Genomic DNA, 25,294 nt, shown 5'->3' on the forward strand with positions numbered 1-25,294 from the left:
GGCATCATTGTCGGCTGATCCACCGCTATCGCGAGCAGACTCGCTCCCACATTTGTTTTGGGTGATGGCCACAATTGCTTGTACGGACATGTCTATCGCCGACAACCCGTCAGGGATATCACCTCCTGTGTTTCTGTTTGCCGCTCGCGCCCCTATAATGGCTGCCTTTTTCGCCCAATGATTTTGCGGAGCTGGTGATGGCCGAACGTAAGGCGTCTGTCGAGCGCGACACTCTGGAAACCCAGATCAAAGCCTCGATCAACCTGGATGGCACCGGAAAGGCCCGGTTTGATATCGGCGTGCCTTTTCTTGAGCACATGCTGGACCAGATCGCCCGTCATGGGCTGATCGACCTGGATATCGTCAGCAAGGGCGACCTGCACATCGACGACCACCACACGGTGGAAGACGTCGGTATCACCCTGGGGCAGGCCTTCACCAAAGCCATCGGCGACAAGAAAGGCATCCGTCGCTACGGCCACGCCTACGTGCCGCTCGATGAGGCGCTGTCGCGTGTGGTCATCGACTTCTCCGGTCGTCCGGGCCTGCAAATGCATGTGCCGTACACCCGTGCCACCGTTGGCGGCTTCGACGTGGACCTGTTCCAGGAATTTTTCCAGGGCTTCGTCAACCACGCCAATGTGACCCTGCACATCGACAACCTGCGCGGGCACAACACCCACCACCAGATCGAAACCGTGTTCAAGGCTTTCGGCCGCGCGCTGCGCATGGCCGTGGAGCTCGATGACCGCATGGCCGGGCAAATGCCCTCCACCAAGGGCGTCCTGTAATGCAGACGGTCGCGGTTATCGATTACGGCATGGGCAACCTGCACTCGGTGGCCAAGGCCCTCGAGCACGTGGGCGCCGGCAAGGTACTGATCACCAGCGATGCCGACGTGATTCGCGAAGCCGACCGGGTGGTCTTTCCCGGTGTTGGTGCGATTCGTGACTGCATGGCCGAGATCCGTCGCCTGGGCTTCGATTCGCTTGTGCATGAAGTCAGTCAGGATCGTCCGTTCCTTGGCATTTGCGTGGGCATGCAGGCCTTGCTCGAGAGCAGCGAGGAGAACGACGGCGTCGATTGCATCGCGATGTTTCCAGGCCAGGTGAAGTTTTTCGGCAAGGATCTGCACGAAGACGGCGAGCACCTGAAAGTCCCGCACATGGGCTGGAACGAGGTGAAGCAGACGGTGGATCACCCGCTGTGGCACAACATTCCGGATCTGGCGCGCTTCTACTTCGTGCACAGCTACTACATCGCGGCCGGTAACGCCCGGCAGGTGGTGGGCGGCGGTCACTATGGCGTCGACTTCGCCGCGGCCCTGGCCGACGGTTCGCGCTTCGCCGTGCAGTTCCATCCGGAGAAGAGCCATACCCATGGCCTGCAGTTGCTGCAGAACTTCGCCGCGTGGGACGGGCGCTGGTAATGGCCCGCAAGAAACCGCCGATCCTCACCCTCACGCCCGAGCAGGAAAGTGAGGCGAACCTCAAGATCCAACGGTTCATGGAGGATCGTTTCGAACTGGACCTGGGTTCGTTCGAGGCGGCGGAAATTCTTGAGCTGTTTACCCGCGAAATTGCTCCGCACTATTACAACAGGGCGATTTTCGATGTGCAGACGCACCTTAAAGAAAGGTTCGAAAGCATCGAAAGCGACTTGTGGGCGCTCGAGAAAAACTGATTTCCGAGCCAAGCTGAACATTCGAATTTGAAGGTTTGCCAGATGCTGATTATCCCCGCTATCGATCTCAAGGACGGCGCTTGCGTACGTCTGCGTCAGGGCCGGATGGAAGACTCCACGGTGTTCTCCGATGACCCGGTGAGCATGGCCGCCAAGTGGGTGGAGGGCGGCTGCCGTCGCCTGCATCTGGTTGACCTGAACGGTGCCTTCGAAGGGCAGCCGGTGAACGGCGAAGTGGTCACGGCCATTGCCAAGCGCTACCCGAACCTGCCGATCCAGATCGGCGGCGGTATCCGCTCGCTGGAAACCATCGAACACTACGTCAAGGCTGGCGTGAGCTATGTGATCATCGGCACCAAGGCGGTGAAAGACCCGGCGTTTGTCGCTGAGGCTTGCCGCGCCTTCCCGGGCAAGGTCATCGTTGGCCTGGATGCCAAGGACGGTTTCGTCGCCACTGACGGTTGGGCTGAAGTCAGTACCGTGCAGGTGATTGACCTGGCCAAGCGTTTCGAGGCCGATGGGGTGTCTGCCATCGTCTACACCGACATCGCCAAAGACGGCATGATGCAGGGCTGCAACGTTCCGTTCACCGCCGCCCTGGCCGCCGCCACGAAGATTCCGGTGATCGCCTCCGGCGGCATCCATAACCTGGGCGACATCAAGGCGCTGCTCGACGCCAAGGCGCCTGGCATCATCGGCGCGATCACCGGTCGCGCGATCTACGAAGGCACGCTGGATGTCGCTGAGGCCCAGGCCTTCTGCGATTCCTACAAAGGCTGAGGACTGACCATGGCGCTGGCCAAACGCATCATCCCTTGCCTGGACGTGGACAACGGCCGGGTGGTCAAGGGCGTCAAGTTCGAGAACATCCGCGACGCCGGCGACCCGGTGGAAATCGCCCGTCGCTATGACGAGCAGGGCGCGGACGAGATTACCTTCCTCGACATCACGGCCAGCGTCGACGGCCGCGATACCACGCTGCATACCGTCGAGCGCATGGCCAGCCAGGTGTTCATCCCGCTGACCGTGGGCGGTGGCGTGCGCACCGTGCAGGACATCCGCAACCTGCTCAACGCCGGTGCGGACAAGGTGTCGATCAACACCGCCGCGGTGTTCAACCCGGAATTCGTCGGCGAAGCGGCCCAGCGTTTTGGTTCGCAGTGCATTGTCGTGGCCATCGATGCCAAGAAAGTGTCCGGCCCGGGCGAAACCCCGCGCTGGGAGATCTTCACCCACGGTGGGCGCAAACCCACCGGCCTGGACGCCGTGGAATGGGCGAAGAAGATGGAAGGCCTGGGGGCCGGTGAGATCTTGCTGACCAGCATGGACCAGGACGGCATGAAAAACGGTTTCGACCTGGGCGTCACCCGCGCCATCAGCGATGCCTTGGGCATTCCGGTCATCGCCTCCGGCGGCGTCGGCAACCTGCAGCACCTGGCCGATGGCATCCTTGAAGGCCATGCCAGTGCGGTACTGGCGGCGAGCATTTTCCACTTCGGCGAATACACCGTGCCGGAAGCCAAGGCTTACATGGCGCAGCGCGGAATCGTCATTCGATAAGCGGGCACAACCGAGCCCCGATGCTCACCTCAGGGGGCGACGGGGGGTGTGTTCTGCGCCCCTGTCGCAGGGCTCAGTACGTCAATCCTCGGCTCGGATGCCTGGCCTGATTTGTCGTAGGCGATTGTGCAGAATTTCAGCGGCAGTTCTGCATCTGGAAACCAGAAATCCATGTAGGTGTGGGTCAGATACTGCTCATCCCTTGAGCAATCTGTGGTGTCCAGCGGGCCAAATTTGACGGCGTAGGTCCGGTACTCGCTACCGCGTGCCAGCTCCACGCCGACTCCGCTGCTGATCGACAAATCGGGCTGCGCCGTTGGCGTGTCATCAAGGACTTCCACCACAAGGGACAGCCCATTCTTGATGAGTCCGACCTGCGCTCCTTGAGTCGCGGAATCAACGCCAAGAATGCAAAGGAAATAGAAACCGGGCTGGGCGCCGATCTCGCTGTTGATAAACGCGTCGTTAGAACTTATTGCGTCGCTGTAGTAATGGCCACTTTCGCAGTCCTTCGCAGTGCGCACGGTCTTGTGGCGATAAAAAGCGGTGCTGATGGAGAAATGGTAATCCCATGTCGGAATTTCCATCGTCCCGTCATCCCGTTTTTTGAGCCTCTTGTACCTTGCGGGCTCGTTGGCATCAGCACTCACGGTAAACGCCGGATAAAGCGGACAAGAGGAAGTTGCCTCATTGGCAATGTGGCCTTGTACAAAGCATCCGTTGAGAAAGATCGTCGGGTTCCCATAAACGTTTTTGGGAATGGCCTTATAGACATCCCCAACCCGCGTACAGGGTGCGTGTTCGTCGCATGGAGCGAAACCGGCCGCCAGGTTACCGGTGCCTATTACGCCTATTATCTCGTTGGAGTGACGATCAAGAATTGGCCCCCCTGAACTGCCGCCGGCTATATCCTGACAGCGCGTCATCACGTTGTTTCGCCACACCCATGGGCCTTCCACTATTTCCCGAGCAGGCTGCAAAGTGCAGGCAGCCATGCGCAATGTGGCTTTGTCGAAACCCAGCGGGGCACTCACGATCAGCACATCGGTCCCGTCGGCAGGCTTTTGCCGGGCCAGTTCCAGGGGCTGTATACCTTCCTCAATGAGTTTCTGAAGGCTGACGTCCAATTCTATGATCGCCAGATCAACGCCTTGCATACTGCGCCATGCCACCTTTTTCAGCGCGTAGGTTTTGAATAACTCGGTGTCGGCGAAGTAATCGAACTGCATGACCCCGCTGACCGGTTTATCCGTCACGATGTTGCCGTTGCCTTTTTCGATACAGTGTCCTGAAGTGAGTACATAGGCGGGTGTTGGTTGGGGTATCGATGCATCCTGAGTGTCGAGGAGCGTCGCGGTACAAGAGCCGTCGATAAACAGGCGTCCGACGCCCCGCCAGTGGTTGTGTGATCCATCCGCGTTTTCAAGGACCTTAGAGGCCGTAAAATTTTGCATGCCTTCGCCAAAGTCCTGGCTGTGGGCGATACCCTGCAAACTCAGCGAGCAGAGCAGGCCGGTCAGCAGAAAGGAGATCGATTTCATCGAGTAGTACCTTTGGTTAGTTGAATGAAAACCGGCAGTGGCCGGTGTTCTCCAATTAATCAGGTAGGGGCTGACGGTTGGCGGTAAATAGTTACCTCAACGGTGAGAGTGCTGTTTTATATTTTGAGTCGTTGAGCCGCCTGGGCAGCAAAGGGCTGTGGACATGCTCGCAGGCCCGAGGCACTCTTGGGCACGCCATGGATTCGGGTAGCAGACATGTTCAGACGCATTCTTTTGGTTATTGCCAGTGCCTCTTTGTTGTTCGTCAACGGGGCACAAGCTCAAGATCGCCGTGACGTCGGCCTGGTGTTGCTGACGGAAAACTTCCCGCCCTACAACATGGCCAAGAATGGCAAAAACTTCGCTCAGGACGAGAACATCAATGGCATCGCGGTGGATATTGTCCGCGAGATATTCAAACGTGCCGATATCAGCTACAGCCTGACACTGCGTTTCCCGTGGGAGCGAATTTATAAACTGGCCCTGGATAATCCCGGGTACGGCGTGTTTGTCACGGCGCGATTGCCCGAGCGTGAAAAACTCTTCAAATGGGTCGGCCCGATTGGCCCGGACGACTGGATCATGCTCGCCAAGGCTGACAGCAAGATTTCCCTGGACTCGTTGGAGCAGGCGCGTCAATACAGGATCGGGGCTTACAAGGGTGACGCGATTGCCGAGACCTTGGCCAAGCAAGGGCTGAACCCGATTGTCGTGTTGCGCGATCAGGACAACGCCAGGAAGCTGGTCAATGGTCAAATCGATCTGTGGGCCACCGGGGATCCGGCCGGGCGCTATCTGGCGCGTGAGGAAGGGGTGAGCGATCTCAAGACCGTGCTACGGTTCAACAGTGCCGAGTTGTACCTGGCGTTGAACAAAAACGTGCCCGACGACGTGGTCGCCCGCCTTCAAGCGGCCCTGGATGAACTGCGCAAGGAAGGTGCGGTGGACGTGATCATGGCGCGGTATCTCTGACGACCACGGCGCCGCTATCGCGAGCAGGCTCGCTCCCACACTGGATCTGCGGTGGGCACATGACTGGCGAACAACCCGACACCCTGTGGGAGCGAGCCTGCTCGCGATAGCGGCGGCGCGGTTTAACCGCTACCGATAAACCCCATCTTTGCCATGCCCAGCCATCGCCCGATTGCTGCGCAAGCTGATCATCGACTTGATGTCGATCCATTCGATGCCCTGGGCCTTGAGCCTGGGCAGTTCACGTTCGAGCACGGCCAGGGTCTGCGGATAGGGATGGCCAATCATCACCGCAGAGCCCTGCTGGCGAGCCAGCTCTATGGCGACCTGAAGCTGATGGGCGATGGCCGCTTCGGTGCGCTCATCGTCCAGGAACACATCGCGCGACACGCTGGCGAGGCCGATTTTTTGCGCCTCGGCGGCGGCGACTGTCTGGGCGCTGGTGCGGCTGTCGACAAAGAACTTGTGTCGCTGCTGCAAGTTCGCCATCAACCATGCCATGGCCCGCGGCTGTGAAGTCATGCGGCTGCCCATGTGGTTATTGATCCCGCTGGTGAAGGGCACGGCGGCGAATGCGGCGTCGAGGCGTTTTCCCAACTCTTCAAGGGGCAGTTCCGGATGCCAGGCGAACGGCCCGGTGGCCGGGTCCATGGGCATGTGCAGCATGACGACCTTGCCGGCGCGATGGGCTTCGCGGGCGAGTTCGGCAGCGTGTGGCGTGTCGGGCATGATCGCCGCAGTGACCGGGCCGGGCAGGGCCAGCACGCGGCGATCCCGAGGCAGGTTCTGCCCCAGGTCATCGATGATCAGGCTCAGGTAGGCCTTGTGCGGTGCCGGTGTGGCGGGCGCGGCAAAGGCCGCGCCAGCCAGGCAGCACACCAGGCCCAGGATGAAGCGCAGGCCCATCTCAGCGGCCGGAGGTGATGTTCAGTCCTTTGAGCAGGCTCAGGGCCTGAGCCAACTGATAGTCATCATCCTGCGGCATGGGCTTGGCCTTGGCGCCGGAACCGGTCGGTTTGTCGGCGCCGCCGTTGCCATTGCCCAAGTGACCCTGCAAGTCAGCTTCCTTGAAGTACTCGCTGTCCTGCTCGCTGGTGATCTTGGCCTTGCGCACCTCGATGTCCGGGACGATGCCCTGGGCCTGGATGGATCGGCCGTTAGGGGTGTAGTACAGCGCAGTAGTGATCTTCAGGGCGCGGTCATTGTTGAGCGGCAAGACGGTCTGCACCGAGCCTTTGCCAAAACTGGTGGTGCCCATGACGACACCGCGTTTCTGGTCCTGCAGGGCGCCGGCGACGATTTCCGATGCCGAAGCGCTGCCACCGTTGATCAGTACCACCAGCGGCACGGCTTCGCTCAGGTCGTTGCCGGTGGCCGAAAAGCGCAGCTCGGAATTGGCGATGCGGCCCTTGGTGTAGACGATCAGGCCCTTGGTGATGAAATGGTCCACCACCTCCACGGCCGATTGCAGCACGCCGCCGGGGTTGTTACGCAGGTCCAGGACCATGCCGTTGAGCTTCTTGCCGTTGTCCTTGCGCAGCTTGGCCAGGGCCTTGGCGACTTCTTCGCCGGTCTTGACCTGGAACTGGGTGATGCGGATGTAGCCGTAGCCTGATTCCAGCAACTGGCTCTTCACGCTTTTGACCTGGATGATCGCGCGGGTCAGGGTCACGTCGAACGGCGTGCCGCCATCGCGCACCAGGGTCAGGGTAATCTTCTGGCCGATCTTGCCGCGCATCTTGTCCACGGCTTCGGTCATGCTCTGGCCGCGAGTCGGCTGGCCGTTGATCTTGACGATGAAGTCACCGGCCTGGATGCCGGCCTTGGAAGCAGGCGTGTCGTCGATGGGCGAAACCACTTTGACGAAGCCGTCTTCGCTGCCGACCTCGATGCCCAGGCCGCCGAACTCGCCGCTGGTGCTTTCCTGCAGCTCGGCGAAATCTTCCGGCCCCAGGTAGGCCGAGTGGGGGTCAAGGTTGCTGAGCATGCCCTTGATGGCGTTCTCCAGCAGCAGCTTGTCGTCCACCGGTTCCACGTAGGCGGCCTTGATCCGGTCCATGACTTCGGCAAAGGTGCGCAGTTCGTCCAGCGGCAGCGGGGCCTTGGTGGTCGCGGCCGTAGCGGCGGTCGACGAGGGGGCCGGTTCAGCGGCGAACGCCAGGGGCGCACCGATCACCAGGGCGATCGTCAGGGCCAGCGAGGTGAGGCGGGACAAATGCAGCATGTCGAACGAACTCCTGAGTTGGATGGGCGCGCTTATCCTTGCGCACGACACCATTGGGTCGGGTCACTGGGGCGACCCTGCTGACGAATAGCGAAATACAGCGCTGGCGTATCCTGCCCGCCACTGTTACCAACCGTAGAGATGGACTCGCCGGCCTTGACTACATCGCCGGCCGCCTTGAGCAGCGTCTGGTTATGGCCGTACAGGCTCAAATAGCCGTTACCATGATCCAGGATCACCAGCAGGCCGGCGCCGCGAAGCCAGTCGGCGAACACCACACGACCGCCATGCACGGCATGCACCCGGCTGCCGGCAGTGGCGCTGATCATCACGCCGTCCCATTTGGTACGGGTATCATCGCCGCGGGTTTGGCCGAAGCGTGCAAGCAATCGACCATTGACCGGCCATGGAAGTTTGCCCCGTGCCGAAGCAAAAGCGCCGCCGAAGGTTTCGCCACCTGTGGAAACCAACGGGCCAGGGCTTGATCGAGCAGGCTTGCGCGGTGCATCGCTGGCGTCGGCCTGGGCTTCACGCAAACGCTTTTTTTCGGCTTCCTGCTGGGCGATCAGCGCCTTCTGGCGCGCTTCTTCCGCCTCTCGAGCCTGGCGTGCCAGGGTTTCTTCGATGGTCTTCAGGACTTTTGCCAGTTGAGCCTGGTCCTGCTCGCGAGCCTTGAGCTTGCTGTCGCGGGCCTTAACGTCCTCATTGAGCTTGGCCAGGGCGACCTGACGCTCCTTGCGAACCTTCTCGAGTTCTTCGCGTTGGGTGTCGAGGCTGCTTTTCTGCACCAGCAACTGGGCCTGCTGCAATTCAATCTCTTTTTCGACATTGGCCAGCTGGCGCAGGGTTTCGTTAAAGCTCTTGAGTTGCTCCAGGCGTGCCTGGCTTAGGTAATCGTAATACGTGAGCGTGCGGGCGAATTTCTCGGGGTTCTGCTGGTTGAGCAGCAGCTTGAGATATTCCTGCCGGCCGTTCTGGTAGGCCGCGCGGGCCTGGATGGCGATCAGCTTTTGCTGTTCAGTGCGCGCGCTCTGGAGTTTTTTTTTCTCCGTATCGAGTCGCTGCAACTCGGATTCACTTTTCTTCAGCTCTTGTTGCAGGGCGTCGACCTGCTTTTCCAGCTTGCCCATCTCGGTCTCGGTACCGCGCAGATCTTTCTGCACGCCGGACTTCTCTTCCTGCAACTTGCCCAGCAGCTTTTTCAGCTCGGCAATGTCCTGACGCGTGGCGTCCAACTGCTGTTGGGTTTGTGCGCGCTCGTCAGCGAAGGCCGGTTGGAGCAGGCAGGTCAGAGCGAGGGCTATCAGAACGCGAAGCATAGAGGCGGGCGACACCAGGGAAAGGGACGGCCTAGTATGCCCGCCCCACGCTGCAAAAAAAACGCCCATTTGGGGCTGTGTGATAACTGGCCCAAAAAACACCAAAAACCAATGTGGGAGCGAGCTTGCTCGCGATGGCGCCAGCACATTCAACAAAGATGTTGATTGGAAGATCGCTATCGCGAGCAAGCTCGCTCCCACAGGGTTTGCGGTGATTGATGGATCAATCAGACCAGGATCGACGTCCCGGTCATCTCCGCCGGCTTCTCCATCCCCAGCAACATCAGCATCGTCGGCGCCACGTCAGCCAGTACGCCGCCATCGCGGACCTTGAAGTCACGCTTGCCGACATAGATGAATGGCACCGGCTCGGTGGTGTGGGCGGTATGGGCCTGGCCGGTGGACTCGTCGGACATCTGCTCGACATTCCCGTGGTCGGCGGTGATCAGCGCTTCACCGCCGACTTTTTCCAGCGCCTCGACGATGCGCCCGACGCAGGTGTCCAGGCATTCCACCGCTTTGACCGCGGCGTCGAACACCCCGCTGTGGCCGACCATGTCGCCGTTGGCGTAGTTGACCACGATCACGTCGTAGCGCTGGTGCTCGATGGCATCGACGATGCGGTCGGTGACCTCCGGTGCGCTCATCTCCGGTTGCAGGTCATAGGTGGCGACTTTCGGCGACGGGATCAGGATGCGTTCTTCGCCGGGGAAGGGCTCTTCACGGCCACCGGAGAAGAAGAACGTCACGTGGGCATACTTCTCGGTTTCAGCGATGCGCAGTTGGGTCTTGCCGTTCTTCGCCAGGTAGTCGCCCAGCACGTTTTCCAGGCTGCCGGCGGCGAAGGCCGACGGCGCGGGGATGCTGGCGGCGTATTGGGTCAGCATCACGAAGCCGGCCAGTTTCGGCTGGCGGGCGCGTTCGAACTCCTTGAAATCGTCTTCGACAAACACGCGGGTCAGCTCGCGGGCACGGTCGGCGCGGAAGTTCATGAACACCACGGCATCGCCGTCCTCGACTTTGACCGGTTCACCGATGGTGGTGGCCTTGACGAATTCGTCGCTTTCACCCCGCTCGTAGGCGGCTTGCAGGCCTTCCTGGGCCGTGGCGGCGTTGAACTCGGCGTTGCCGTCGACGATCAGGTTGTAGGCCTGGGACACCCGGTCCCAGCGGTTATCGCGGTCCATGGCGTAGTAACGGCCGACGATGCTGGCGATACGGCCCTTGCCGAGAGCCTGGAAGGTGCTGTCGAGCAGTTCGATCGACGAAGTGGCGCTTTTTGGTGGCGTGTCGCGGCCATCGAGGAACGCGTGCAGGTAGATTTTTTCGGCACCGCGCTTGAAGGCCAGTTCGGCCATGGCGATCAGGTGGTCCTGGTGGCTGTGCACGCCGCCATCGGACAGCAGGCCCATGAAGTGCACGGCTTTGCCAGCAGCCACGGCTTTATCCACAGCAGCGCAGATGGTCGGGTTTTCAAAGAATTCGCCGTCGCGGATCGCTTTGGTCACGCGGGTGAAGTCCTGATACACCACGCGGCCCGCGCCGAGGTTCATGTGGCCGACTTCGGAGTTGCCCATCTGTCCGTCGGGCAGGCCGACGTCCATGCCGCTGCCGGAGATCAGGCCGTTCGGCACGGTGGCCCACAGACGGTCCAGCACAGGCTTGCGGGCCGCGTACACGGCATTGGATTCGTGGCTGTCACTGTGACCGAAGCCGTCGAGAATCATCAGGACCAAAGGTTTAGGCGTGGTAGTCATGGAATCCACTCGTGGCTGATTAAAAGAAGGCGATGGAAAAGGGACGGGCAGTTTAAAGGTAAGTTCCGGTGCCGTCACCGCCGGGCGGGGTTTGGCCGGCCTTGTGTGCTGTGTATACTGGCCGACATTTTAACGCCCTGGAACCTCCTTCGATGGTTGCTCACCTGATTGAATTTGCCACTAACCACTACCTTCTCGTCGGTATCTTCGTCGTACTGCTGGCGTTGCTGGTTGCCCATACGATGCAGGGCGGCGGTCGCAGCCTCAGTACTGGCGAGCTGACGGCACTGGTCAACAAGGACACCGGCGTGGTGGTAGACATACGTCCGAGCAAGGATTTCGCCGCTGGTCACATTGTCGGCGCGGTGAACATTCCCCAGGACAAACTGATCGCTCGTATCGGTGAACTGGAAAAGCACAAGGCCAAGACGCTGATCCTGGTGGATGCTCAGGGCCAGCACGCAGGCACTCATGCCCGCGAGCTGATGAAGTCCGGCTTTACCGCTGCCAAGCTGTCCGGTGGCGTTGCAAGCTGGAAAGCCGACAATCTGCCCCTGGTGAAGTGATATGACCCACGTTGTTGTCTATTCCAGCGATTACTGCCCCTATTGCTCTCGAGCCAAGTTCCTGCTCAAGAACAAAGGTGTGGCTTTCGAAGAGATCAAGGTCGACGGCAAGCCGCAACTGCGCGCCGAAATGACTCAAAAGGCCGGACGTACCTCCGTGCCGCAGATCTGGATCGGCAGCACCCACGTGGGCGGTTGCGATGATCTGTTTGCCCTGGATCGCGCCGGCAAGCTCGATGCGATGCTCAAGGCCTGAATTCCCCACTAAGAACCTGAAAGTAAGAAGGATCTGCGATGACTGACCAACAGAACACAGCTGCCAGCGAAGAAGAAACCGCACCGCAATTCTCCTTGCAGCGTATTTATGTGCGTGACCTGTCCTTCGAAGCCCCGAAAAGCCCGGCGATCTTTCGCCAGCAGTGGGAGCCGAGCGTAGGCCTGGACCTGAACACTCGCCAGAAAGCCCTGGAAGATGATTTCCACGAAGTGGTGCTGACCCTGTCGGTGACCGTGAAGAACGGTGACGAAGTCGCATTCATTGCCGAAGTGCAGCAAGCCGGGATCTTCCTGATCAAGAACCTGGATGCCGCTTCGATGAGCCACACCCTGGGTGCCTTCTGCCCCAACATCCTGTTCCCGTACGCCCGCGAAACCCTGGACAGCCTGGTGACCCGCGGTTCGTTCCCGGCCCTGATGCTGGCCCCGGTGAACTTCGATGCCCTGTACGCGCAAGAACTGCAGCGCATGCAGCAAGAAGGCGCCGCGACCGTTCAGTAAGCGGTATCGCGGCTGTAGCACAAGGTATAAACCTGTGGGAGCGAGCCTGCTCGCGATAGCGTCATATCAGTCAGTATTGAGTTGACTGGTACAGCGCTATCGCGAGCAGGCTCGCTCCCACAGAAGTTTCTGGCCAGGGTTACCGGAAACCGTTCTGCCGCCAGGCCTCGTAAACGGCCACTGCCACGGTGTTGGACAGGTTCAGGCTGCGACAGCCTTCGCGCATCGGCAGGCGCAGACGCTGGTCGGCGGGCAGGGCGTCCAGTACCTCGGCCGGCAGGCCACGGCTTTCCGGGCCGAACAGGAACGCATCGCCCGCGACGAAGCTGGCATCATGGAATGGCCGCGAACCCTTGGTGGTGAAGGCAAACAAGCGCGGATGCCCCAGGCTCTCCAGACAGCTGGCGAGATCGGCATGGCGTTGCAGGGTGGCATACTCGTGGTAGTCGAGACCGGCACGGCGCAGGCGCTTGTCGTCCATCTCGAAGCCCAGTGGTTCGATCAGATGCAGGTGGCAGCCGCTGTTGGCGCACAGCCTGATGACGTTGCCGGTGTTCGGCGGAATTTCCGGTTGAAAAAGGATGACGTGAAACATGCACGGCTCCGCAGATAAAGATGAGCGGCATTCTACGCCGCAAACCGATCAGCGTTCGAAGCTATTGCCTCGAGTGATGGGGTCTTTGGCGATCTTCGGTCTGATGGTCGGCCTGATGATCGGTCGCCTGACCACGCCCGAGCCGAGCGTGCTGCAACAGGTCGAAGTGATCGACGGGACGCTGGTGGCCTGGTTCAACAACGAGCCCAAGCTGCACGGGGAAATCATCGACGGCTCGGTGGCGCTGTTGCTCCAGGCAGAGGGCCGTCCGCAGAAGGGCCAGCTCAAACTCAATGGCAAGGACGTGAACTGGCGGGTGCGTTTGAGTGACAAAGGGTTGTTGCTGACGCTGGTGGCGGCGCGTCCATTGCGGGGGGAGTGGGCCGGCAGCGAGGTCGATGACCGCTGGCGGCTGGAGATCCGTCTCCAAGAGCAATAAAAGAGGGAATCCCCGGCCTGCCTGTACCAAGGTCCCCAAACGGGAGGGGCTTGCGTTAAACGCGCAGCCCCGGGTGTAAAGAAGGGAAACCTTGACCTGCCTGTATCAAGGCCCCCAAAACAGTGGGCTCGATGAGCCCGATGTAAAATGGGGAATCCCCGGCCTGCCTGTACCAAGGTCCCCGAAACTGGGTAATGATTGAGTTATTGCAGGGGGCGTGCCAGTTTTAAATGGCTTGTCACAAAAAATCTGCTGATGATGCGCAAAGCCCCGTATTTCGGGGCTTTTGCTTTTGTTTGTGCGGTTTCTTCGAGTTGGGCTGATTGGTTTTGACGGGGGGGCGCATGTGCCATTGCGGTTCTCAGTGCATCGATGCGGTGCATCAAGCCTTCAAAAACATCGCGAGCAGGCTCGCTCCCACAAGATAGTCGCGACACCGCAAACCTTTGTGGGAGCGAGCCTGCTCGCGATTGGCCTTCAAGATCAGTGAAGGGCTAAAGGCTGCTCAGCCCTCATCCCCCTCATCATCATCCCCGCCATCAACCTTCATCCCCAATTCCTTGATCTTGCGGGTCAAGGTATTGCGGCCCCAGCCCAGCAGCACCGCGGCGTCGCGGCGGCGGCCAGCGGTGTGCTTGAGGGCGGTCTCGATCATGATGCGTTCGAAACTCGGTACGGCGCTGTCCAGCAGGTTCGATTGGCCGCGGGCCAGGGCCTGGTCGGCCCACTGGCGCAGGGCCTGTTCCCAGTTGGTCACCGGGGCCGAGTCCTGCGGCAGGCTGAGCAGCTCCGGTGGAAGATCGCTGATGTGCACTTCGCGACCGGACGCCATCACCGTGATCCAGCGGCAGGTGTTCTCCAACTGGCGTACGTTGCCGGGCCACGGCAGGTTCTTGAGGTATTCCTCGGTTTCGCTCTTGAGCAGTTTGGGCTCTACCGCCAGCTCCTGGGCCGCGCGGCTGAGGAAGTGCCGGGCCAGGGTCGGGATGTCTTCGCGACGGTCCGCCAGGCGCGGGATATGAATGCGGATCACATTCAGGCGATGGAACAAGTCTTCGCGGAATTTTCCAGCGTGGACCAGGGTTTCCAGGTTCTGGTGGGTCGCGGCGATGATGCGTACATCGACTTTGACCGGTGTATGACCGCCCACCCGATAGAACTCGCCGTCCGCCAGCACGCGCAACAGCCGGGTCTGGGTGTCAGCCGGCATGTCGCCGATTTCGTCGAGGAACAAGGTGCCGCCGTCGGCTTGTTCGAAGCGCCCGCGCCGCAGGTTGGCGGCGCCGGTGAACGCGCCTTTCTCGTGACCGAACAGCTCGGACTCCATCAGGTCCTTGGGGATCGCCGCCATGTTCAGCGCAATGAACGGTGATGCCGCCCGTGGACTGTGGCGGTGCAGGGCATGGGCGACCAGTTCTTTACCGGTGCCCGATTCGCCGTTGATCAGCACGGTAATGTTGGAGTGGCTCAAACGCCCAATGGCGCGAAACACTTCCTGCATTGCCGGCGCTTCACCGATGATTTCCGGGGTGCGCGCCAGCGCAGGCACCTCTTCCATGCCCTGTTGTTCCTGGGCGTGCTGGTTGGCGCGCTTGACCAGTGACACGGCCTCATCGACGTCGAAGGGCTTGGGCAGGTACTCGAAAGCACCCCCCTGATAGGACGCCACAGCGCTGTCCAGGTCCGAATGGGCGGTCATGATGATCACCGGCAGCCGTGGGTGCTGCTCGCGAATCCGCGCCAGCAGGTCCAGACCGCTAGCGCCGGGCATGCGGATGTCGGAGATGATGACGTCCGGTTGCTGACGGGCCAGGCGGCTCATCACTCCGTCGGCGCTGTCGAAGCTCTGGGTGGTCATGCCTTCCTGTTGCAAGGCTTTTTCCAGGACCCAACGGATAGAACGGTCGTCATCGACGATCCACACGGTTTCACTACGGCTCATGTCGATGTGGCTCCTTGTTCCAGTGGCAGGAAGATCGAAAAGGTGGTGTGGCCGGGATGGCTCTCACATTCGATCAAGCCCTGATGCTGACTGATGATGTTTTGGGTAATGGACAGGCCCAGCCCGGTACCGTCAGGGCGGCCGCTGACCATGGGAAAGAAGATGGTTTCCTGCAACTCCGCGGGAATGCCTGGTCCGTTGTCGATGATTTCGATCTTGGTCACCAGGCGATGGCGCACATGGCCGATGGTGAACTGGCGCATGGCGCGGGTGCGCAGGCTAATGCGGCCCAGGCGCAGCTCGTTCTGGCTGCTGATGGCCTGCATGGCGTTGCGCACGATGTTCAGCACCGCCTGGATCATCTGCTCGCGATCGATCAAAACATCGGGAATGCTCGGGTCGTAGTCGCGCACCAAGGTGATGCACCCCTGGCTCTCGGCTTCCACCAGGCTGCTGACGCGCTCCAGCACTTCGTGAACGTTGCACATCGCCAGGGACGGCAGCTTGTTGGAGCCGAGCATGCGATCCACCAGATTGCGCAAGCGGTCGGCTTCTTCAATGATGACGTTGGTGTAGTCCTTGAGACTTTCTTCGGGCAGCTCCCGGGCCAACAGTTGCGCCGCGCCGCGAATCCCGCCGAGGGGGTTCTTGATCTCATGGGCCAGGCCGCGCACCAGCATCTTGCTGGTTTCCTGCTTGGACAACTGAGCCTCTTCCTTGGTGATGCGCAGCAGGCGATCACGGGGGTGCACCTCCAGCAGCAACAGCGTGGCACCGTTATTCAGGATCGGTGTTACCGCGTAATCCACGGTCAGGGTCTGGCCGGTCAGGGCGGTGAGCATCGCTTCGCGCTTGGTGAACGGGTGCGCCTGTTCCACTGCCTGGCGCAAGGAGTTGAGCGCCTCGGCCGATTCGGTGAACAGCTCGCTGATGAACTGCCCGTGGCTGCGCTGGCCGCTGACGGCCAGCAGCATCTCTGCCGCCGGGTTCATGTACTCGAGCCGCAGTTCGGCATCGAGCAGGATGGTTGCGGTGGTGAGGTTATCGAGTAGCAAGCGGTGTAGTGCGTCGCTAATGGTCATCAGGACCTCTTTTGGAGCGTAAGCAAGCACGCGTATGACGCGCCGATACAAGGAAAATGCAAAAACCAAACCAAGGCTCCGAAAAGAAGCGTTTAGAGCCTCAAACGAACCTTTTTCGCCCGATTGCGTGGCGTTCTGCCAGCTTTTTCGGGTACTTTCGAACCAAAATGGGCTGGAATTTGAGTAGGGTGCAGACACTTGCACCAATATAGTGCGCCATCTGGGCGGGTGTTAGAAGAACGGCAGGATGCTGCTTTGCTCTTCTGCGGGCTTGTCGGTGAGGGGGCATTCGGGACGCTGGCCGTAGTCGGCGGTGGCGCAGGGTTTGATGCGGCGTTTCTGCGCCAGGGAAATGCGCTGCATGTGGAAGGGCTGGTTGGCGGTACGTTCGACGATACGGCCCTGCTCATCGAGAATCTCTACCGCCAGATGATGGCTGCCCCGATCAATGTTGCTCAGCGCGAACACTGGGCTGGGTCCCGGTTCGCCTGTGGGGTTGCCATCCAGTAGCAGGCGGTAGCGGTGGCCTTTTTGCAAACCGGGTTCGCTGGTGACCGTGACGATCAGTTCCCCCGCTGTGCTGCGTATCGTGGCATCCGGTTCAGGGATCAACAGTCGCAGCATTTCGTAACGGAACATGGGATCGGGCTTTTTTTCAGGCGCCGACGCCGAGGCTGCGCCGGAGGGCGGTGTCGCCATCCGGTTGGCGGGCGGCAGTTGCACTTTCTGGGCGTTACCGGGACGCGGTTGATCGGTGAAGACGCGATTGCCCTGGGCGTCGATGTAGGTATAGACCTGCGCTGCCCCCAGCCCTGGCAGCACGGCCAGGCACAGCACGAGCAGCCAGCGGATCATGGGCGGTGCACCCGTTGCACGGTGAAGATGACGGTTTCGCTCTGTTGCACAAGATGTTCGCCGTCGATGACCTGTACCGCCAGGCTGTGCTCGCCCCGATCGATATTCACCAATTGCAGGCGCGGCACGTTGCTCGGCTGGCCATAGGGCTGGCCGTCCAGCAACAACCTGAACAGATGAGGGCTTTGCAGACGCGGCCGAGCCAGGACGCCAACGGTGAAGGTGCCGTTGTTGGCGCGCAGGGCCTCTTCGCTGGGGATGTCTGTCAGCTCCAGAGTTTCGTAGGCGTTGCCTGGCTCGTCCCGGTTCGCTGCAGGCGCAGCAGCGTTCGGGTTGGTCGGGGGCTGGGGTTCGACACTGTTGAGTGGCGGCAGCTCCACTGCCTGGGCCGGTATGCCATCGGGCGGCTGGTTGCTATAGGCGGTGTTACCGTCGGCGTCGGTGTATTTGTAGATCTGTGCGGCGGCTGGCAGCGCCAACAGCAACAACAGCATTCCTGGAAAGCCACGACCCATAAAATCAACCGAAAACCGAAAGTGTTGGATTGCAGCATAGGTCAGGGGAGGCGGTTGGCCCAAGTTGTTGCACGCCATCCCTTGTGGGGGCGGTGTTCACAGCCTCCAGGTTCGACACTGGACCTCTGTGGGAGCGAGCGTGCGCGCGATGGCGGAGTGTCAGTCACACAAGTGGTAGATGGGCTGGCCTCATCGCGAGCAGGCTCGCTCCCACAGGGGAAAGATGTGTGGGCTCAGGATTTTGTGAGGACGCACAGCTCTGCGGTCGCCCGAACCAGCGCCATTTGCCGCAACGGGTCGTTACTGACGGTATGGGTGGCCTGGGCCAGCCATTGCGGGCATTGCGGGTCGGTGCGGTAGGGGCTGAAGTCGGCCAGTTGTTGCAGCAGGCGTTTTTGCAGTTGATCCAGCTGCGGGCGGATCTGCCTAACCAGGTCCGGGCGCGGTGCGTCCGGGGCTTTGCCTTGCAGTTGCCAGTCGGACAGATGCGCGTATTGCACCAGTTTGTTGGCTTCTATTTGTGCGGCGAAAAACGCCTCTACCGCTTCACTGCTCAGTTTGTAAGCCGGTGCCTGGGCGACGGCAGCGGCGATCACCTCGCGTTCGCGCTGGCGATCTTCCACCGGTTTGCGGCTGTCCCACTTGCTCAGGGCGACCTGATCGGCAATGGCCAGGCGCTCGCCTATGGTGCCGAGCAGTGGGGCGAGGGTGGTGGGTGCGGTGGCGGCCTGGGCGGCGGTGCCCAACAACGCGGCAGACAGAGCAAGGCAGAGTGAAAGGCGCGAAGTCATGGGTGATCTCGTCTTCGAATAGTGGAGGGCGCAGACAATCATGCACGTAACGTGCGTTGTCTAGTCCTGAAATAGGTTTACACCTGTTTCAGTCTCAAAACGCCCGATGCACCGCATCGGGCGTTTTGTATTTCAGGGCCAAATGAGGTCGCTTACGGTTATAGATTTCTATCGATTCCTCAACCATGCGCTTGGCTTGGGCGAGGTCTTTGGGACGGTGTAAAAGAAATTCTGTTTTCAGAATCCCATTCACTCGTTCCGCTAGGGCATTCTGGTAGCAGTCGTAGCCATCCGTCATCGAACACCTGACGCCATGCTTGGCGTGCAGCTTTTGGTAGAGATCAGAGCAGTATTGCGAGCCCCGATCGGAGTGATGTACCAGTGGCTGATTGGTTCTTCGGTGTCGAAGAGCTTTCGTCATCGCCCGGATGACTGACTCGGTATGCAGGCTTTCATGCACATGATGGCCGACTATTTTGCGCGAGAACGCATCAGTGACCAGACTTACGTAAGCGACGCTTTGCTCGGTCGGTAAATAGGTTATATCCGCCACCCACACCTGTTCCGGGCCGGTGGCAGTGACTTGGTCAGGGCCGGGCTTGAGCCGATTCGGATGTCGACGGAAGCGATGATGACTGTCGGTAGTCTTGTGATAAGCGCGTTTGCGTGGGACCAGTTGTCGATGGTCTCGCAGAATATCGAACAATCGATCTCGGCCTACCGTTTGCGTTAGTTCAGGTTCGGCTTGCATTAGCCCATGCAGCTTACGGGTGCCCAACCGAGGCATTTCAAGGCGTGCCTCCAGCACAAATCCCAGCACCTTTTGCGCATGGCTAGTTTGCGCGTCGTAAGCTCGATTGCGCTTGTAATACGCCTGCCGTGAGATGCCCAGAAACTGGCAAGCCCTGGTGACACTCAGGCCTTCGATTTGCCCTTGGCTGAGGACTTGCCGGATCGCTTTTTTACGACAGAAACACCGTAATCGTTTTTCAGCACGTCAACGACAGCTTCAAAAAATTGGGCTTTCTGGTTGGCAAGGGCCAGCTTTTCTTCCAGCTCCTTGATTCGCTGCTCTGGTGTCAGCGGCAAATTTGGCTCGGCCATCGGTCGGTTCCTCTGGGCACGAATGGAGGCGCCTTGGCTCCAGTCCTGCCGCCCATGCTTGCGTAACCATACCAACACAGTCGACCGGCCCTGAATCCCATAACGCCGTTGAGCCTCTTTATAACTCAGTTCGCCCTTTTCAACCTGATCGACAACCGCCAATTTAAAGCCCAGCGTGTAATCACGCTGACTACGCCTTCTTCCTGAATCCATTGGTTCCTCCTGAGGAGAGGTCAGAAGGTGTAAACCTTATTCAGGACGAGACACGTCCATAAAAAAGGCCTCCCGAAGGAGGCCTTTCTTTATTTCACGCCGTGCGTGGCGGCGCTTACTGGATTAGCAGCTGTAGTACAGCTCATATTCCAGTGGGTGTACGAAGGTGCGAACCTTGATTTCTTCTTCGCTTTTCAGTGCGATGTAAGCGTCGATGAAGTCATCGCTGAATACGCCGCCCTTGGTCAGGAACGCACGGCCCTTGTCCAGCTCTTCCAGGGCTTCTTTCAGGCTGCCACAAACCTGTGGGATTTCCTTGGCCTCTTCAGGCGGCAGGTCATACAGGTTTTTGTCGGCGGCATCGCCAGGGTGGATCTTGTTCTGGATACCGTCCAGACCGGCCATCATCAGTGCAGCGAAGGCCAGGTACGGGTTGGCAGCCGGATCCGGGAAACGGGCTTCGATACGGCGAGCCTTAGGGCTGTTGACGTAAGGAATACGGATCGAGGCAGAACGGTTACGAGCCGAGTAGGCCAGCATGACCGGTGCTTCGAAGCCTGGTACCAGACGCTTGTAGGAGTTGGTCGACGGGTTGGTGAAGCCGTTCAGGGCCTTACCGTGCTTGATGATACCGCCGATGAAGTACAGGGCAGTGTCCGACAGGCCGGCATAACCTTCGCCGGCGAAGGTGTTCTTGCCGTCTTTGGAGATCGACATGTGCACGTGCATGCCCGAACCGTTGTCGCCGTACAGAGGCTTCGGCATGAAGGTCGCGGTGCGGCCGTATGCATCAGCAACGTTGTGTACGCAGTACTTCAGGGTCTGGACTTCGTCAGCCTTCTTGACCAGCGTGTTGAATTTCACGCCGATCTCGTTCTGGCCGGCAGTCGCCACTTCGTGGTGGTGAACTTCGACGGTCTGGCCCATCTCTTCCAGTGCGTTGCACATGGAGGTACGGATCTCGTGGTCGAAGTCGAACGGTGGAACCGGGAAGTAGCCGCCCTTGATACCGGGACGGTGGCCTTTGTTACCGCCTTCCACGTCCTGATCGGACATCCACGAACCTTGTTCGGAGAAGATCTTGAACATGGAACCGGAGATGTCGGACTTGAACTTGACCGAGTCGAAGATGAAGAACTCAGGCTCAGGACCGAAGAAAGCGGTGTCGCCGATACCGGTGGACTTCAGGTATTCCTCGGCACGGTGGGCGATGGCGCGTGGGTCGCGGTCATAGCCTTGCATGGTCGAAGGTTCGATGATGTCGCAGACCAGGATCAGGGTCGGCTCTTCGGTGAACGGGTCCAGGACGGCAGTTTCGTCGTCCGGCATCAGGATCATGTCGGAGGCTTCGATGCCTTTCCAGCCAGAGATGGAGGAACCGTCGAACATCTTTCCGATTTCAAAGAATTCGTCGTCCAGCGCATCACGGGCCGGCATGGTCACGTGATGTTGAGTGCCTTTGGTGTCAGTGAAGCGCAGATCAATCCACTTGACGTCATGATCTTTGATGAGTTGAACCGACTTCGACATATGTCCTCCGGGTGGCTTCGGGCGGGTAATGGTGTGCCCTTAGATATGGGTGATGCCGGCGCGAATACTCTGCCAAGGCAACCTGCCTCACAAGGGAGCAATTTGCATGCCAGTGCCCCAGCATGGGTTTTTTGCACCAAATCCACGCTTTTATAGCCTGTATTCGCGGATTGTCGAACAATTGCGCACTGCAATGTGGCGTAACTTGCGAGAGATGACCTGTTTTGGTGCGCTGAAAACCGAGTGCACATTAACTGGTTAAACCTTGAGCAATTTCCGCTATAATCCGCGCCCCCCTTTTTCGGCTGGCCGTTCGCGCGCTGTTTTCATGAAACTAATCGTAAAAGTCTTCCCCGAGATCACCATCAAGAGCCGCCCGGTACGGATGCGTTTCATCCGCCAGTTGGCCAAGAACATCCGTGCCGTGCTCCGCGATCTGGACCCGGCTGTGGTGGTGAACGGCGTGTGGGACAACCTCGAACTGGAAACCCGCGTCAGCGAACCCAAGATTCTCAAGGAAATGACCGAGCGCCTGAGCTGCATGCCGGGCATCGCGCATTTCCTGCAGGTCGACGAATACCCGCTGGGGGATTTCGACGACATCCTCGCCAAGTGCAAGCTGCATTATGGTGATGCCCTGGCCGGCAAGATTTTCTCGGTGCGCTGCAAGCGCGCCGGCAAACACCCGTTCAGCTCGATGGACGTGGAGAGATACGTCGGCAGCCAGTTGCGCAAGCAGTGTGGCGCCGCCGGAATTTCATTGAAAGACCCGCAAATTGAAGTGCGCATCGAAATTCGCGACCAGCGGTTGTTCGTGATCCACAGTCAGCACGACAGCATTGGCGGGTATCCGCTGGGTTCGCTGGAACAGACCCTGGTGCTGATGTCCGGCGGTTTCGATTCCACGGTCGCGGCCTACCAGATCATGCGTCGCGGGCTGATGAGCCATTTCTGCTTCTTCAATCTTGGCGGGCGCGCCCATGAACTGGGCGTGATGGAAGTGGCGCACTTCATCTGGAAGAAGTATGGCAGCTCCCAACGCGTGTTATTTGTGAGCGTACCGTTCGAGGAAGTCCTGGGCGAGATTCTCGGCAAAGTCGATAACAGTCATATGGGCGTCATTTTGAAGCGTATGATGTTGCGTGCCGCATCCAGCATCGCCGATCGGCTGCACATCGATGCGCTGGTCACCGGCGAGGCGATCTCCCAGGTGTCGAGCCAGACGCTGCCGAACCTGTCAGTGATCGACTGCGTGACCGAAAAGCTGGTACTGCGCCCGCTGATCGCCAGCCACAAGCAGGACATCATCGACACGGCCAACGAGATCGGCACCGCCGATTTTGCCCGGCACATGCCGGAATACTGCGGGGTCATCTCGGTCAATCCGAAGACGGCGGCCAAGCGCGGGCGTGTGGAGCATGAAGAGAAAGAATTCGACATGGCGGTGCTCGAGCGTGCGCTCGAAAACGCCAGGCTGGTGCCAATCGATCGGGTGATCGATGAATTGGGCCAGGACATACAGATTGAAGAAGTCGGCGAAGCGCTGGCCGGTCAGATCATCATCGACATCCGTCACCCGGACGACGCTGAAGACGACCCGCTGAGTATCGCCGGTATCGAGGTACAAACGATGCCGTTCTATGCAGTGAACGCGCGTTTCAAGGAACTGGACCCTACTCGCCAGTACCTGTTGTATTGCGACAAAGGCGTGATGAGTCGCCTGCATGCCCACCATTTGCTCAGTGAGGGGCATGCCAATGTGCGCGTTTATCGACCGAGCTAAGTGCCCGGGGCTGTTTGCCTGTGGCCTGCGTCACCGGCCCCCCGACGCCGCCGACAGGCTGTAACGGCTTTGTCGGACTCAACGTAAATCGCTGCCACGACCTGTCAGCACACCGAATCCTCTGATCGAGATACACAAGTGATCGAAAATCTACGCAACATCGCCATCATTGCTCACGTTGACCATGGTAAGACCACCCTGGTAGACAAACTCTTGCGTCAATCCGGCACTCTGGAGCGCAACGAGCTCAACGACGAGCGCGTGATGGACTCCAACGACCAGGAAAAAGAGCGCGGTATTACCATTCTGGCGAAAAACACCGCCATCAACTGGAATGGCTACCACATCAACATCGTGGACACCCCGGGCCACGCCGACTTCGGTGGTGAAGTAGAGCGCGTAATGTCGATGGTCGACTCCGTGCTGCTGCTGGTCGATGCCCAGGACGGCCCTATGCCGCAAACCCGTTTCGTGACCAAGAAGGCTTTCGAAGCCGGCCTGCGTCCGATCGTGGTCATCAACAAGGTTGACCGTCCAGGCGCGCGTCCGGACTGGGTTCTGGACCAGATTTTCGACCTGTTCGACAACCTGGGCGCCACCGAAGAACAGCTGGACTTCAAAGTCGTCTACGCCTCGGCCCTGAACGGTATTGCCGGTCTGGACCACACCAACATGGCCGAAGACATGACCCCGCTGTACCAGTCGATTGTCGACGACGTACCTGCGCCGAAAGTCGACCGTGACGGTCCGTTCCAGATGCAAATCTCGGCCCTGGACTACAACAGCTTCCTGGGTGTGATCGGTGTTGGCCGTATCGCCCGTGGTCGCATCAAGCCGAACACGCCGGTCGTGGCTATCGACGCCGACGGCAAGAAGCGCAACGGTCGTATCCTCAAGCTGATGGGTCACCACGGCCTGCACCGTATCGACGTTGAAGAAGCAGCTGCCGGCGACATCGTCTGCATCAGCGGCTTCGAGCAACTGTTCATCTCCGACACTCTGTGCGACCCACTGAACGTCGAAGCGATGAAGCCGTTGACTGTCGATGAGCCAACCGTTTCCATGACCTTCCAGGTCAACGACTCGCCATTCTGCGGTAAAGAAGGCAAGTTCGTGACCAGCCGTAACATCAAGGAGCGTCTGGACAAGGAGCTGCTCTACAACGTGGCACTGCGCGTTGAAGAAGGCGACTCGGCCGACAAGTTCAAGGTTTCCGGCCGTGGTGAGCTGCACCTCTCGGTTCTGATCGAAACCATGCGTCGCGAAGGCTTCGAAATGGGCGTAGGTCGTCCTGAAGTGATCATCCGTATGGTTGATGGCGTCAAGCACGAACCGTACGAAAACGTGACCATCGACCTGCCGGAAGAATCCCAGGGCGCGATCATGGAACAAATGGGCCTGCGCAAAGGCGACCTGACCAACATGGTTCCGGATGGCAAGGGCCGTGTGCGCCTTGAGTACAACATCCCGGCCCGTGGCCTGATCGGTTTCCGTAACGAGTTCCTGACCCTGACCTCCGGTGGCGGCATCCTGACTTCGATCTTCGATCGTTATGACGTGATGAAGTCCGGCGACATGTCCGGCCGTCAGAACGGTGTTCTGGTATCGGTTGCGACCGGCAAGGCACTGACCTACTCGCTGGAAACCCTGCAAGCGCGCGGCAAGCTGTTCGTCGAGCACGGCCAGGACATCTACGAAGGTCAAATCGTCGGCCTCAACAGCCGCGACAACGACCTGGGCGTGAACCCGACCAAAGGCAAGAAGCTCGACAACATGCGTGCTTCGGGCAAAGACGAAACCATCGCATTGGTTCCGCCGGTCAAGTTCACCCTGGAGCAAGCGCTGGAGTTCGTGCAGGAAGACGAACTGTGCGAAGTGACGCCTAAGTCGATTCGCCTGCGTAAGAAGATCCTTGGCGAAAGCGAGCGTACCCGCGCCGCCAAGAAAAGCGGTAACTGAGTTTCGACTTAGTTAATGGCTAAAAAAACGCCCCTGATTGTGAGATCAGGGGCGTTTTTTTATGCCTGGAAGTTATGTAGTGGCTGT

The 25,294-nt window shown here is 59.6% G+C and carries 26 protein-coding genes; 12 read left to right on the forward strand and 14 right to left on the reverse strand.

The window, feature by feature from the left end:
• Nucleotides 1-197 precede the first annotated feature (197 nt).
• The 5 genes from hisB to hisF are packed head-to-tail and all read left to right on the forward strand — an operon-like array spanning nt 198 to nt 3,243.
• The gene (hisB, locus tag QOM08_RS01585) at nt 198-791 is read left to right on the forward strand and encodes an imidazoleglycerol-phosphate dehydratase HisB (RefSeq protein WP_003186751.1); all 594 of its coding nucleotides are present in this window, start codon (nt 198-200) and stop codon (nt 789-791) included.
• The gene (hisH, locus tag QOM08_RS01590) at nt 791-1,429 is read left to right on the forward strand and encodes an imidazole glycerol phosphate synthase subunit HisH (RefSeq protein ID WP_047226898.1); all 639 of its coding nucleotides are present in this window, start codon (nt 791-793) and stop codon (nt 1,427-1,429) included. The genes hisB and hisH overlap by 1 nt, the downstream gene beginning before the upstream one ends.
• Entirely contained in the window at nt 1,429-1,683 is a 255-nt protein-coding gene (locus tag QOM08_RS01595; RefSeq protein WP_047226899.1) for a DUF2164 domain-containing protein, read from the forward strand. The genes hisH and QOM08_RS01595 overlap by 1 nt, the downstream gene beginning before the upstream one ends.
• Before the next feature lie 42 nt (nt 1,684-1,725).
• A complete protein-coding gene (gene hisA, locus QOM08_RS01600; RefSeq protein WP_047226900.1) occupies nt 1,726-2,463 on the forward strand; it encodes a 1-(5-phosphoribosyl)-5-[(5-phosphoribosylamino)methylideneamino]imidazole-4-carboxamide isomerase in 738 nt (245 codons plus the stop codon).
• Nucleotides 2,464-2,472: 9 nt separating this feature from the next.
• A complete protein-coding gene (gene hisF / locus QOM08_RS01605) occupies nt 2,473-3,243 on the forward strand; it encodes an imidazole glycerol phosphate synthase subunit HisF (protein WP_047226901.1) in 771 nt (256 codons plus the stop codon).
• Nucleotides 3,244-3,272: 29 nt separating this feature from the next.
• On the opposite strand, the gene QOM08_RS01610 is transcribed toward hisF, so the two are convergent.
• Nucleotides 3,273-4,784, reverse strand: coding sequence for a serine protease (locus tag QOM08_RS01610; RefSeq protein ID WP_316912480.1), 1,512 nt, complete (start codon nt 4,782-4,784; stop codon nt 3,273-3,275).
• 216 nt (nt 4,785-5,000) lie between these two features.
• Between QOM08_RS01610 and QOM08_RS01615 the strand changes: the two genes are divergently transcribed.
• Nucleotides 5,001-5,756 (forward strand): ABC transporter substrate-binding protein, encoded by a 756-nt coding sequence (locus tag QOM08_RS01615; protein WP_316912481.1) that lies wholly within the window; start codon nt 5,001-5,003, stop codon nt 5,754-5,756.
• Nucleotides 5,757-5,885: 129 nt separating this feature from the next.
• Here the strand turns inward: QOM08_RS01615 and QOM08_RS01620 are convergent, their stop codons facing one another.
• The 4 genes from QOM08_RS01620 to gpmI form a co-directional block, all read right to left on the reverse strand.
• Complete coding sequence (locus QOM08_RS01620; protein ID WP_316912482.1) at nt 5,886-6,662, reverse strand: divergent polysaccharide deacetylase family protein; 777 nt, start codon at nt 6,660-6,662, stop codon at nt 5,886-5,888.
• Between the two features lies 1 nt (nt 6,663).
• Nucleotides 6,664-7,980 carry a S41 family peptidase gene (locus QOM08_RS01625; RefSeq protein ID WP_047226905.1) on the reverse strand — a complete coding sequence of 439 codons (1,317 nt, stop codon included), beginning with the start codon at nt 7,978-7,980 and terminating at the stop codon, nt 6,664-6,666.
• A 32-nt stretch (nt 7,981-8,012) separates the two neighbouring features.
• Nucleotides 8,013-9,299: a murein hydrolase activator EnvC gene (locus QOM08_RS01630; RefSeq protein WP_316912483.1), complete on the reverse strand. Its 1,287-nt coding sequence runs from the start codon at nt 9,297-9,299 to the stop codon at nt 8,013-8,015.
• A gap of 227 nt (nt 9,300-9,526) precedes the next feature.
• The gene (gene gpmI, locus QOM08_RS01635) at nt 9,527-11,056 is read right to left on the reverse strand and encodes a 2,3-bisphosphoglycerate-independent phosphoglycerate mutase (RefSeq protein WP_076383352.1); all 1,530 of its coding nucleotides are present in this window, start codon (nt 11,054-11,056) and stop codon (nt 9,527-9,529) included.
• Nucleotides 11,057-11,208: 152 nt separating this feature from the next.
• Here gpmI and QOM08_RS01640 point away from each other — a divergent pair, with 152 nt between their 5' ends.
• Genes QOM08_RS01640 through secB form a run of 3 tightly spaced genes read left to right on the forward strand, consistent with a single transcriptional unit; the run spans nt 11,209 to nt 12,399 of the window.
• Nucleotides 11,209-11,622: a rhodanese-like domain-containing protein gene (locus tag QOM08_RS01640; RefSeq protein ID WP_047226908.1), complete on the forward strand. Its 414-nt coding sequence runs from the start codon at nt 11,209-11,211 to the stop codon at nt 11,620-11,622.
• Between the two features lies 1 nt (nt 11,623).
• Nucleotides 11,624-11,878 carry a glutaredoxin 3 gene (grxC, locus tag QOM08_RS01645; RefSeq protein WP_047226909.1) on the forward strand — a complete coding sequence of 85 codons (255 nt, stop codon included), beginning with the start codon at nt 11,624-11,626 and terminating at the stop codon, nt 11,876-11,878.
• Nucleotides 11,879-11,916: 38 nt separating this feature from the next.
• Entirely contained in the window at nt 11,917-12,399 is a 483-nt protein-coding gene (gene secB, locus QOM08_RS01650) for a protein-export chaperone SecB (protein WP_047226910.1), read from the forward strand.
• A gap of 139 nt (nt 12,400-12,538) precedes the next feature.
• Here the strand turns inward: secB and trmL are convergent, their stop codons facing one another.
• Nucleotides 12,539-12,994, reverse strand: a complete 456-nt coding sequence (gene trmL / locus QOM08_RS01655; protein WP_047226911.1) for a tRNA (uridine(34)/cytosine(34)/5-carboxymethylaminomethyluridine(34)-2'-O)-methyltransferase TrmL — start codon at nt 12,992-12,994, stop codon at nt 12,539-12,541.
• On the opposite strand from trmL, the gene QOM08_RS01660 reads away from it, so the two are divergent.
• A complete protein-coding gene (locus QOM08_RS01660) occupies nt 12,993-13,433 on the forward strand; it encodes a hypothetical protein (RefSeq protein WP_076383353.1) in 441 nt (146 codons plus the stop codon). The genes trmL and QOM08_RS01660 overlap by 2 nt on opposite strands.
• A 203-nt stretch (nt 13,434-13,636) precedes the next feature.
• On the opposite strand, the gene QOM08_RS01665 is transcribed toward QOM08_RS01660, so the two are convergent.
• The 8 genes from QOM08_RS01665 to glnA all read right to left on the reverse strand — a co-directional run bounded on the left by QOM08_RS01665 (nt 13,637) and on the right by glnA (nt 21,465).
• Complete coding sequence (locus tag QOM08_RS01665; protein WP_173406450.1) at nt 13,637-13,816, reverse strand: hypothetical protein; 180 nt, start codon at nt 13,814-13,816, stop codon at nt 13,637-13,639.
• Nucleotides 13,817-13,938: 122 nt separating this feature from the next.
• A complete protein-coding gene (gene ntrC, locus QOM08_RS01670) occupies nt 13,939-15,375 on the reverse strand; it encodes a nitrogen regulation protein NR(I) (protein WP_047226913.1) in 1,437 nt (478 codons plus the stop codon).
• Entirely contained in the window at nt 15,372-16,457 is a 1,086-nt protein-coding gene (glnL, locus tag QOM08_RS01675) for a nitrogen regulation protein NR(II) (RefSeq protein WP_047226914.1), read from the reverse strand. Before glnL ends, ntrC begins: the two co-directional genes overlap by 4 nt.
• Nucleotides 16,458-16,688: 231 nt before the next feature.
• Nucleotides 16,689-17,312 (reverse strand): DUF4124 domain-containing protein, encoded by a 624-nt coding sequence (locus QOM08_RS01680; RefSeq protein ID WP_047226915.1) that lies wholly within the window; start codon nt 17,310-17,312, stop codon nt 16,689-16,691.
• Nucleotides 17,309-17,827 (reverse strand): DUF4124 domain-containing protein, encoded by a 519-nt coding sequence (locus QOM08_RS01685; protein WP_047226964.1) that lies wholly within the window; start codon nt 17,825-17,827, stop codon nt 17,309-17,311. The genes QOM08_RS01680 and QOM08_RS01685 overlap by 4 nt, the downstream gene beginning before the upstream one ends.
• Before the next feature lie 233 nt (nt 17,828-18,060).
• Nucleotides 18,061-18,618, reverse strand: a complete 558-nt coding sequence (locus QOM08_RS01690) for a chorismate mutase (protein WP_316912484.1) — start codon at nt 18,616-18,618, stop codon at nt 18,061-18,063.
• 94 nt (nt 18,619-18,712) lie between these two features.
• Nucleotides 18,713-19,935, reverse strand: a protein-coding gene (locus QOM08_RS01695; protein WP_316911973.1) for an IS3 family transposase whose coding sequence is annotated in 2 segments (ribosomal slippage) — nt 18,713-19,584 and nt 19,584-19,935 — 1,224 coding nt in all. Because the reading frame shifts where the segments join, the coding sequence is not laid out codon by codon here.
• A gap of 123 nt (nt 19,936-20,058) precedes the next feature.
• Nucleotides 20,059-21,465: a type I glutamate--ammonia ligase gene (gene glnA / locus QOM08_RS01700; protein ID WP_014336114.1), complete on the reverse strand. Its 1,407-nt coding sequence runs from the start codon at nt 21,463-21,465 to the stop codon at nt 20,059-20,061.
• Nucleotides 21,466-21,793: 328 nt separating this feature from the next.
• Between glnA and thiI the strand changes: the two genes are divergently transcribed.
• Both thiI and typA read left to right on the forward strand, forming a co-directional pair.
• Nucleotides 21,794-23,248, forward strand: coding sequence for a tRNA uracil 4-sulfurtransferase ThiI (thiI, locus tag QOM08_RS01705; RefSeq protein WP_047226917.1), 1,455 nt, complete (start codon nt 21,794-21,796; stop codon nt 23,246-23,248).
• Nucleotides 23,249-23,386: 138 nt separating this feature from the next.
• Complete coding sequence (gene typA, locus QOM08_RS01710; RefSeq protein WP_047226918.1) at nt 23,387-25,207, forward strand: translational GTPase TypA; 1,821 nt, start codon at nt 23,387-23,389, stop codon at nt 25,205-25,207.
• Nucleotides 25,208-25,294 lie beyond the last annotated feature (87 nt).

The organism is Pseudomonas sp. P105, assembly GCF_032614175.1.
GTDB lineage: Bacteria > Pseudomonadota > Gammaproteobacteria > Pseudomonadales > Pseudomonadaceae > Aquipseudomonas > Aquipseudomonas rhizophila.

Coding starts and splice junctions, on each gene's coding strand:
- QOM08_RS01690 (WP_316912484.1), bottom strand. CDS start 18,618: ATGACTTCGCGCCTTTCACTCTGCCTTGCTCTGTCTGCCGCGTTGTTG.
- QOM08_RS01620 (WP_316912482.1), bottom strand. CDS start 6,662: ATGGGCCTGCGCTTCATCCTGGGCCTGGTGTGCTGCCTGGCTGGCGCG.
- QOM08_RS01665 (WP_173406450.1), bottom strand. CDS start 13,816: ATGCACCGCATCGATGCACTGAGAACCGCAATGGCACATGCGCCCCCC.
- thiI (WP_047226917.1), top strand. CDS start 21,794: ATGAAACTAATCGTAAAAGTCTTCCCCGAGATCACCATCAAGAGCCGC.
- QOM08_RS01625 (WP_047226905.1), bottom strand. CDS start 7,980: ATGCTGCATTTGTCCCGCCTCACCTCGCTGGCCCTGACGATCGCCCTG.
- secB (WP_047226910.1), top strand. CDS start 11,917: ATGACTGACCAACAGAACACAGCTGCCAGCGAAGAAGAAACCGCACCG.
- hisB (WP_003186751.1), top strand. CDS start 198: ATGGCCGAACGTAAGGCGTCTGTCGAGCGCGACACTCTGGAAACCCAG.
- glnL (WP_047226914.1), bottom strand. CDS start 16,457: ATGACCATTAGCGACGCACTACACCGCTTGCTACTCGATAACCTCACC.
- QOM08_RS01685 (WP_047226964.1), bottom strand. CDS start 17,827: ATGGGTCGTGGCTTTCCAGGAATGCTGTTGTTGCTGTTGGCGCTGCCA.
- QOM08_RS01595 (WP_047226899.1), top strand. CDS start 1,429: ATGGCCCGCAAGAAACCGCCGATCCTCACCCTCACGCCCGAGCAGGAA.
- trmL (WP_047226911.1), bottom strand. CDS start 12,994: ATGTTTCACGTCATCCTTTTTCAACCGGAAATTCCGCCGAACACCGGC.
- hisH (WP_047226898.1), top strand. CDS start 791: ATGCAGACGGTCGCGGTTATCGATTACGGCATGGGCAACCTGCACTCG.
- QOM08_RS01680 (WP_047226915.1), bottom strand. CDS start 17,312: ATGATCCGCTGGCTGCTCGTGCTGTGCCTGGCCGTGCTGCCAGGGCTG.
- hisF (WP_047226901.1), top strand. CDS start 2,473: ATGGCGCTGGCCAAACGCATCATCCCTTGCCTGGACGTGGACAACGGC.
- QOM08_RS01610 (WP_316912480.1), bottom strand. CDS start 4,784: ATGAAATCGATCTCCTTTCTGCTGACCGGCCTGCTCTGCTCGCTGAGT.
- QOM08_RS01615 (WP_316912481.1), top strand. CDS start 5,001: ATGTTCAGACGCATTCTTTTGGTTATTGCCAGTGCCTCTTTGTTGTTC.
- grxC (WP_047226909.1), top strand. CDS start 11,624: ATGACCCACGTTGTTGTCTATTCCAGCGATTACTGCCCCTATTGCTCT.
- glnA (WP_014336114.1), bottom strand. CDS start 21,465: ATGTCGAAGTCGGTTCAACTCATCAAAGATCATGACGTCAAGTGGATT.
- QOM08_RS01660 (WP_076383353.1), top strand. CDS start 12,993: ATGCACGGCTCCGCAGATAAAGATGAGCGGCATTCTACGCCGCAAACC.
- ntrC (WP_047226913.1), bottom strand. CDS start 15,375: ATGAGCCGTAGTGAAACCGTGTGGATCGTCGATGACGACCGTTCTATC.
- gpmI (WP_076383352.1), bottom strand. CDS start 11,056: ATGACTACCACGCCTAAACCTTTGGTCCTGATGATTCTCGACGGCTTC.
- QOM08_RS01640 (WP_047226908.1), top strand. CDS start 11,209: ATGGTTGCTCACCTGATTGAATTTGCCACTAACCACTACCTTCTCGTC.
- QOM08_RS01630 (WP_316912483.1), bottom strand. CDS start 9,299: ATGCTTCGCGTTCTGATAGCCCTCGCTCTGACCTGCCTGCTCCAACCG.
- hisA (WP_047226900.1), top strand. CDS start 1,726: ATGCTGATTATCCCCGCTATCGATCTCAAGGACGGCGCTTGCGTACGT.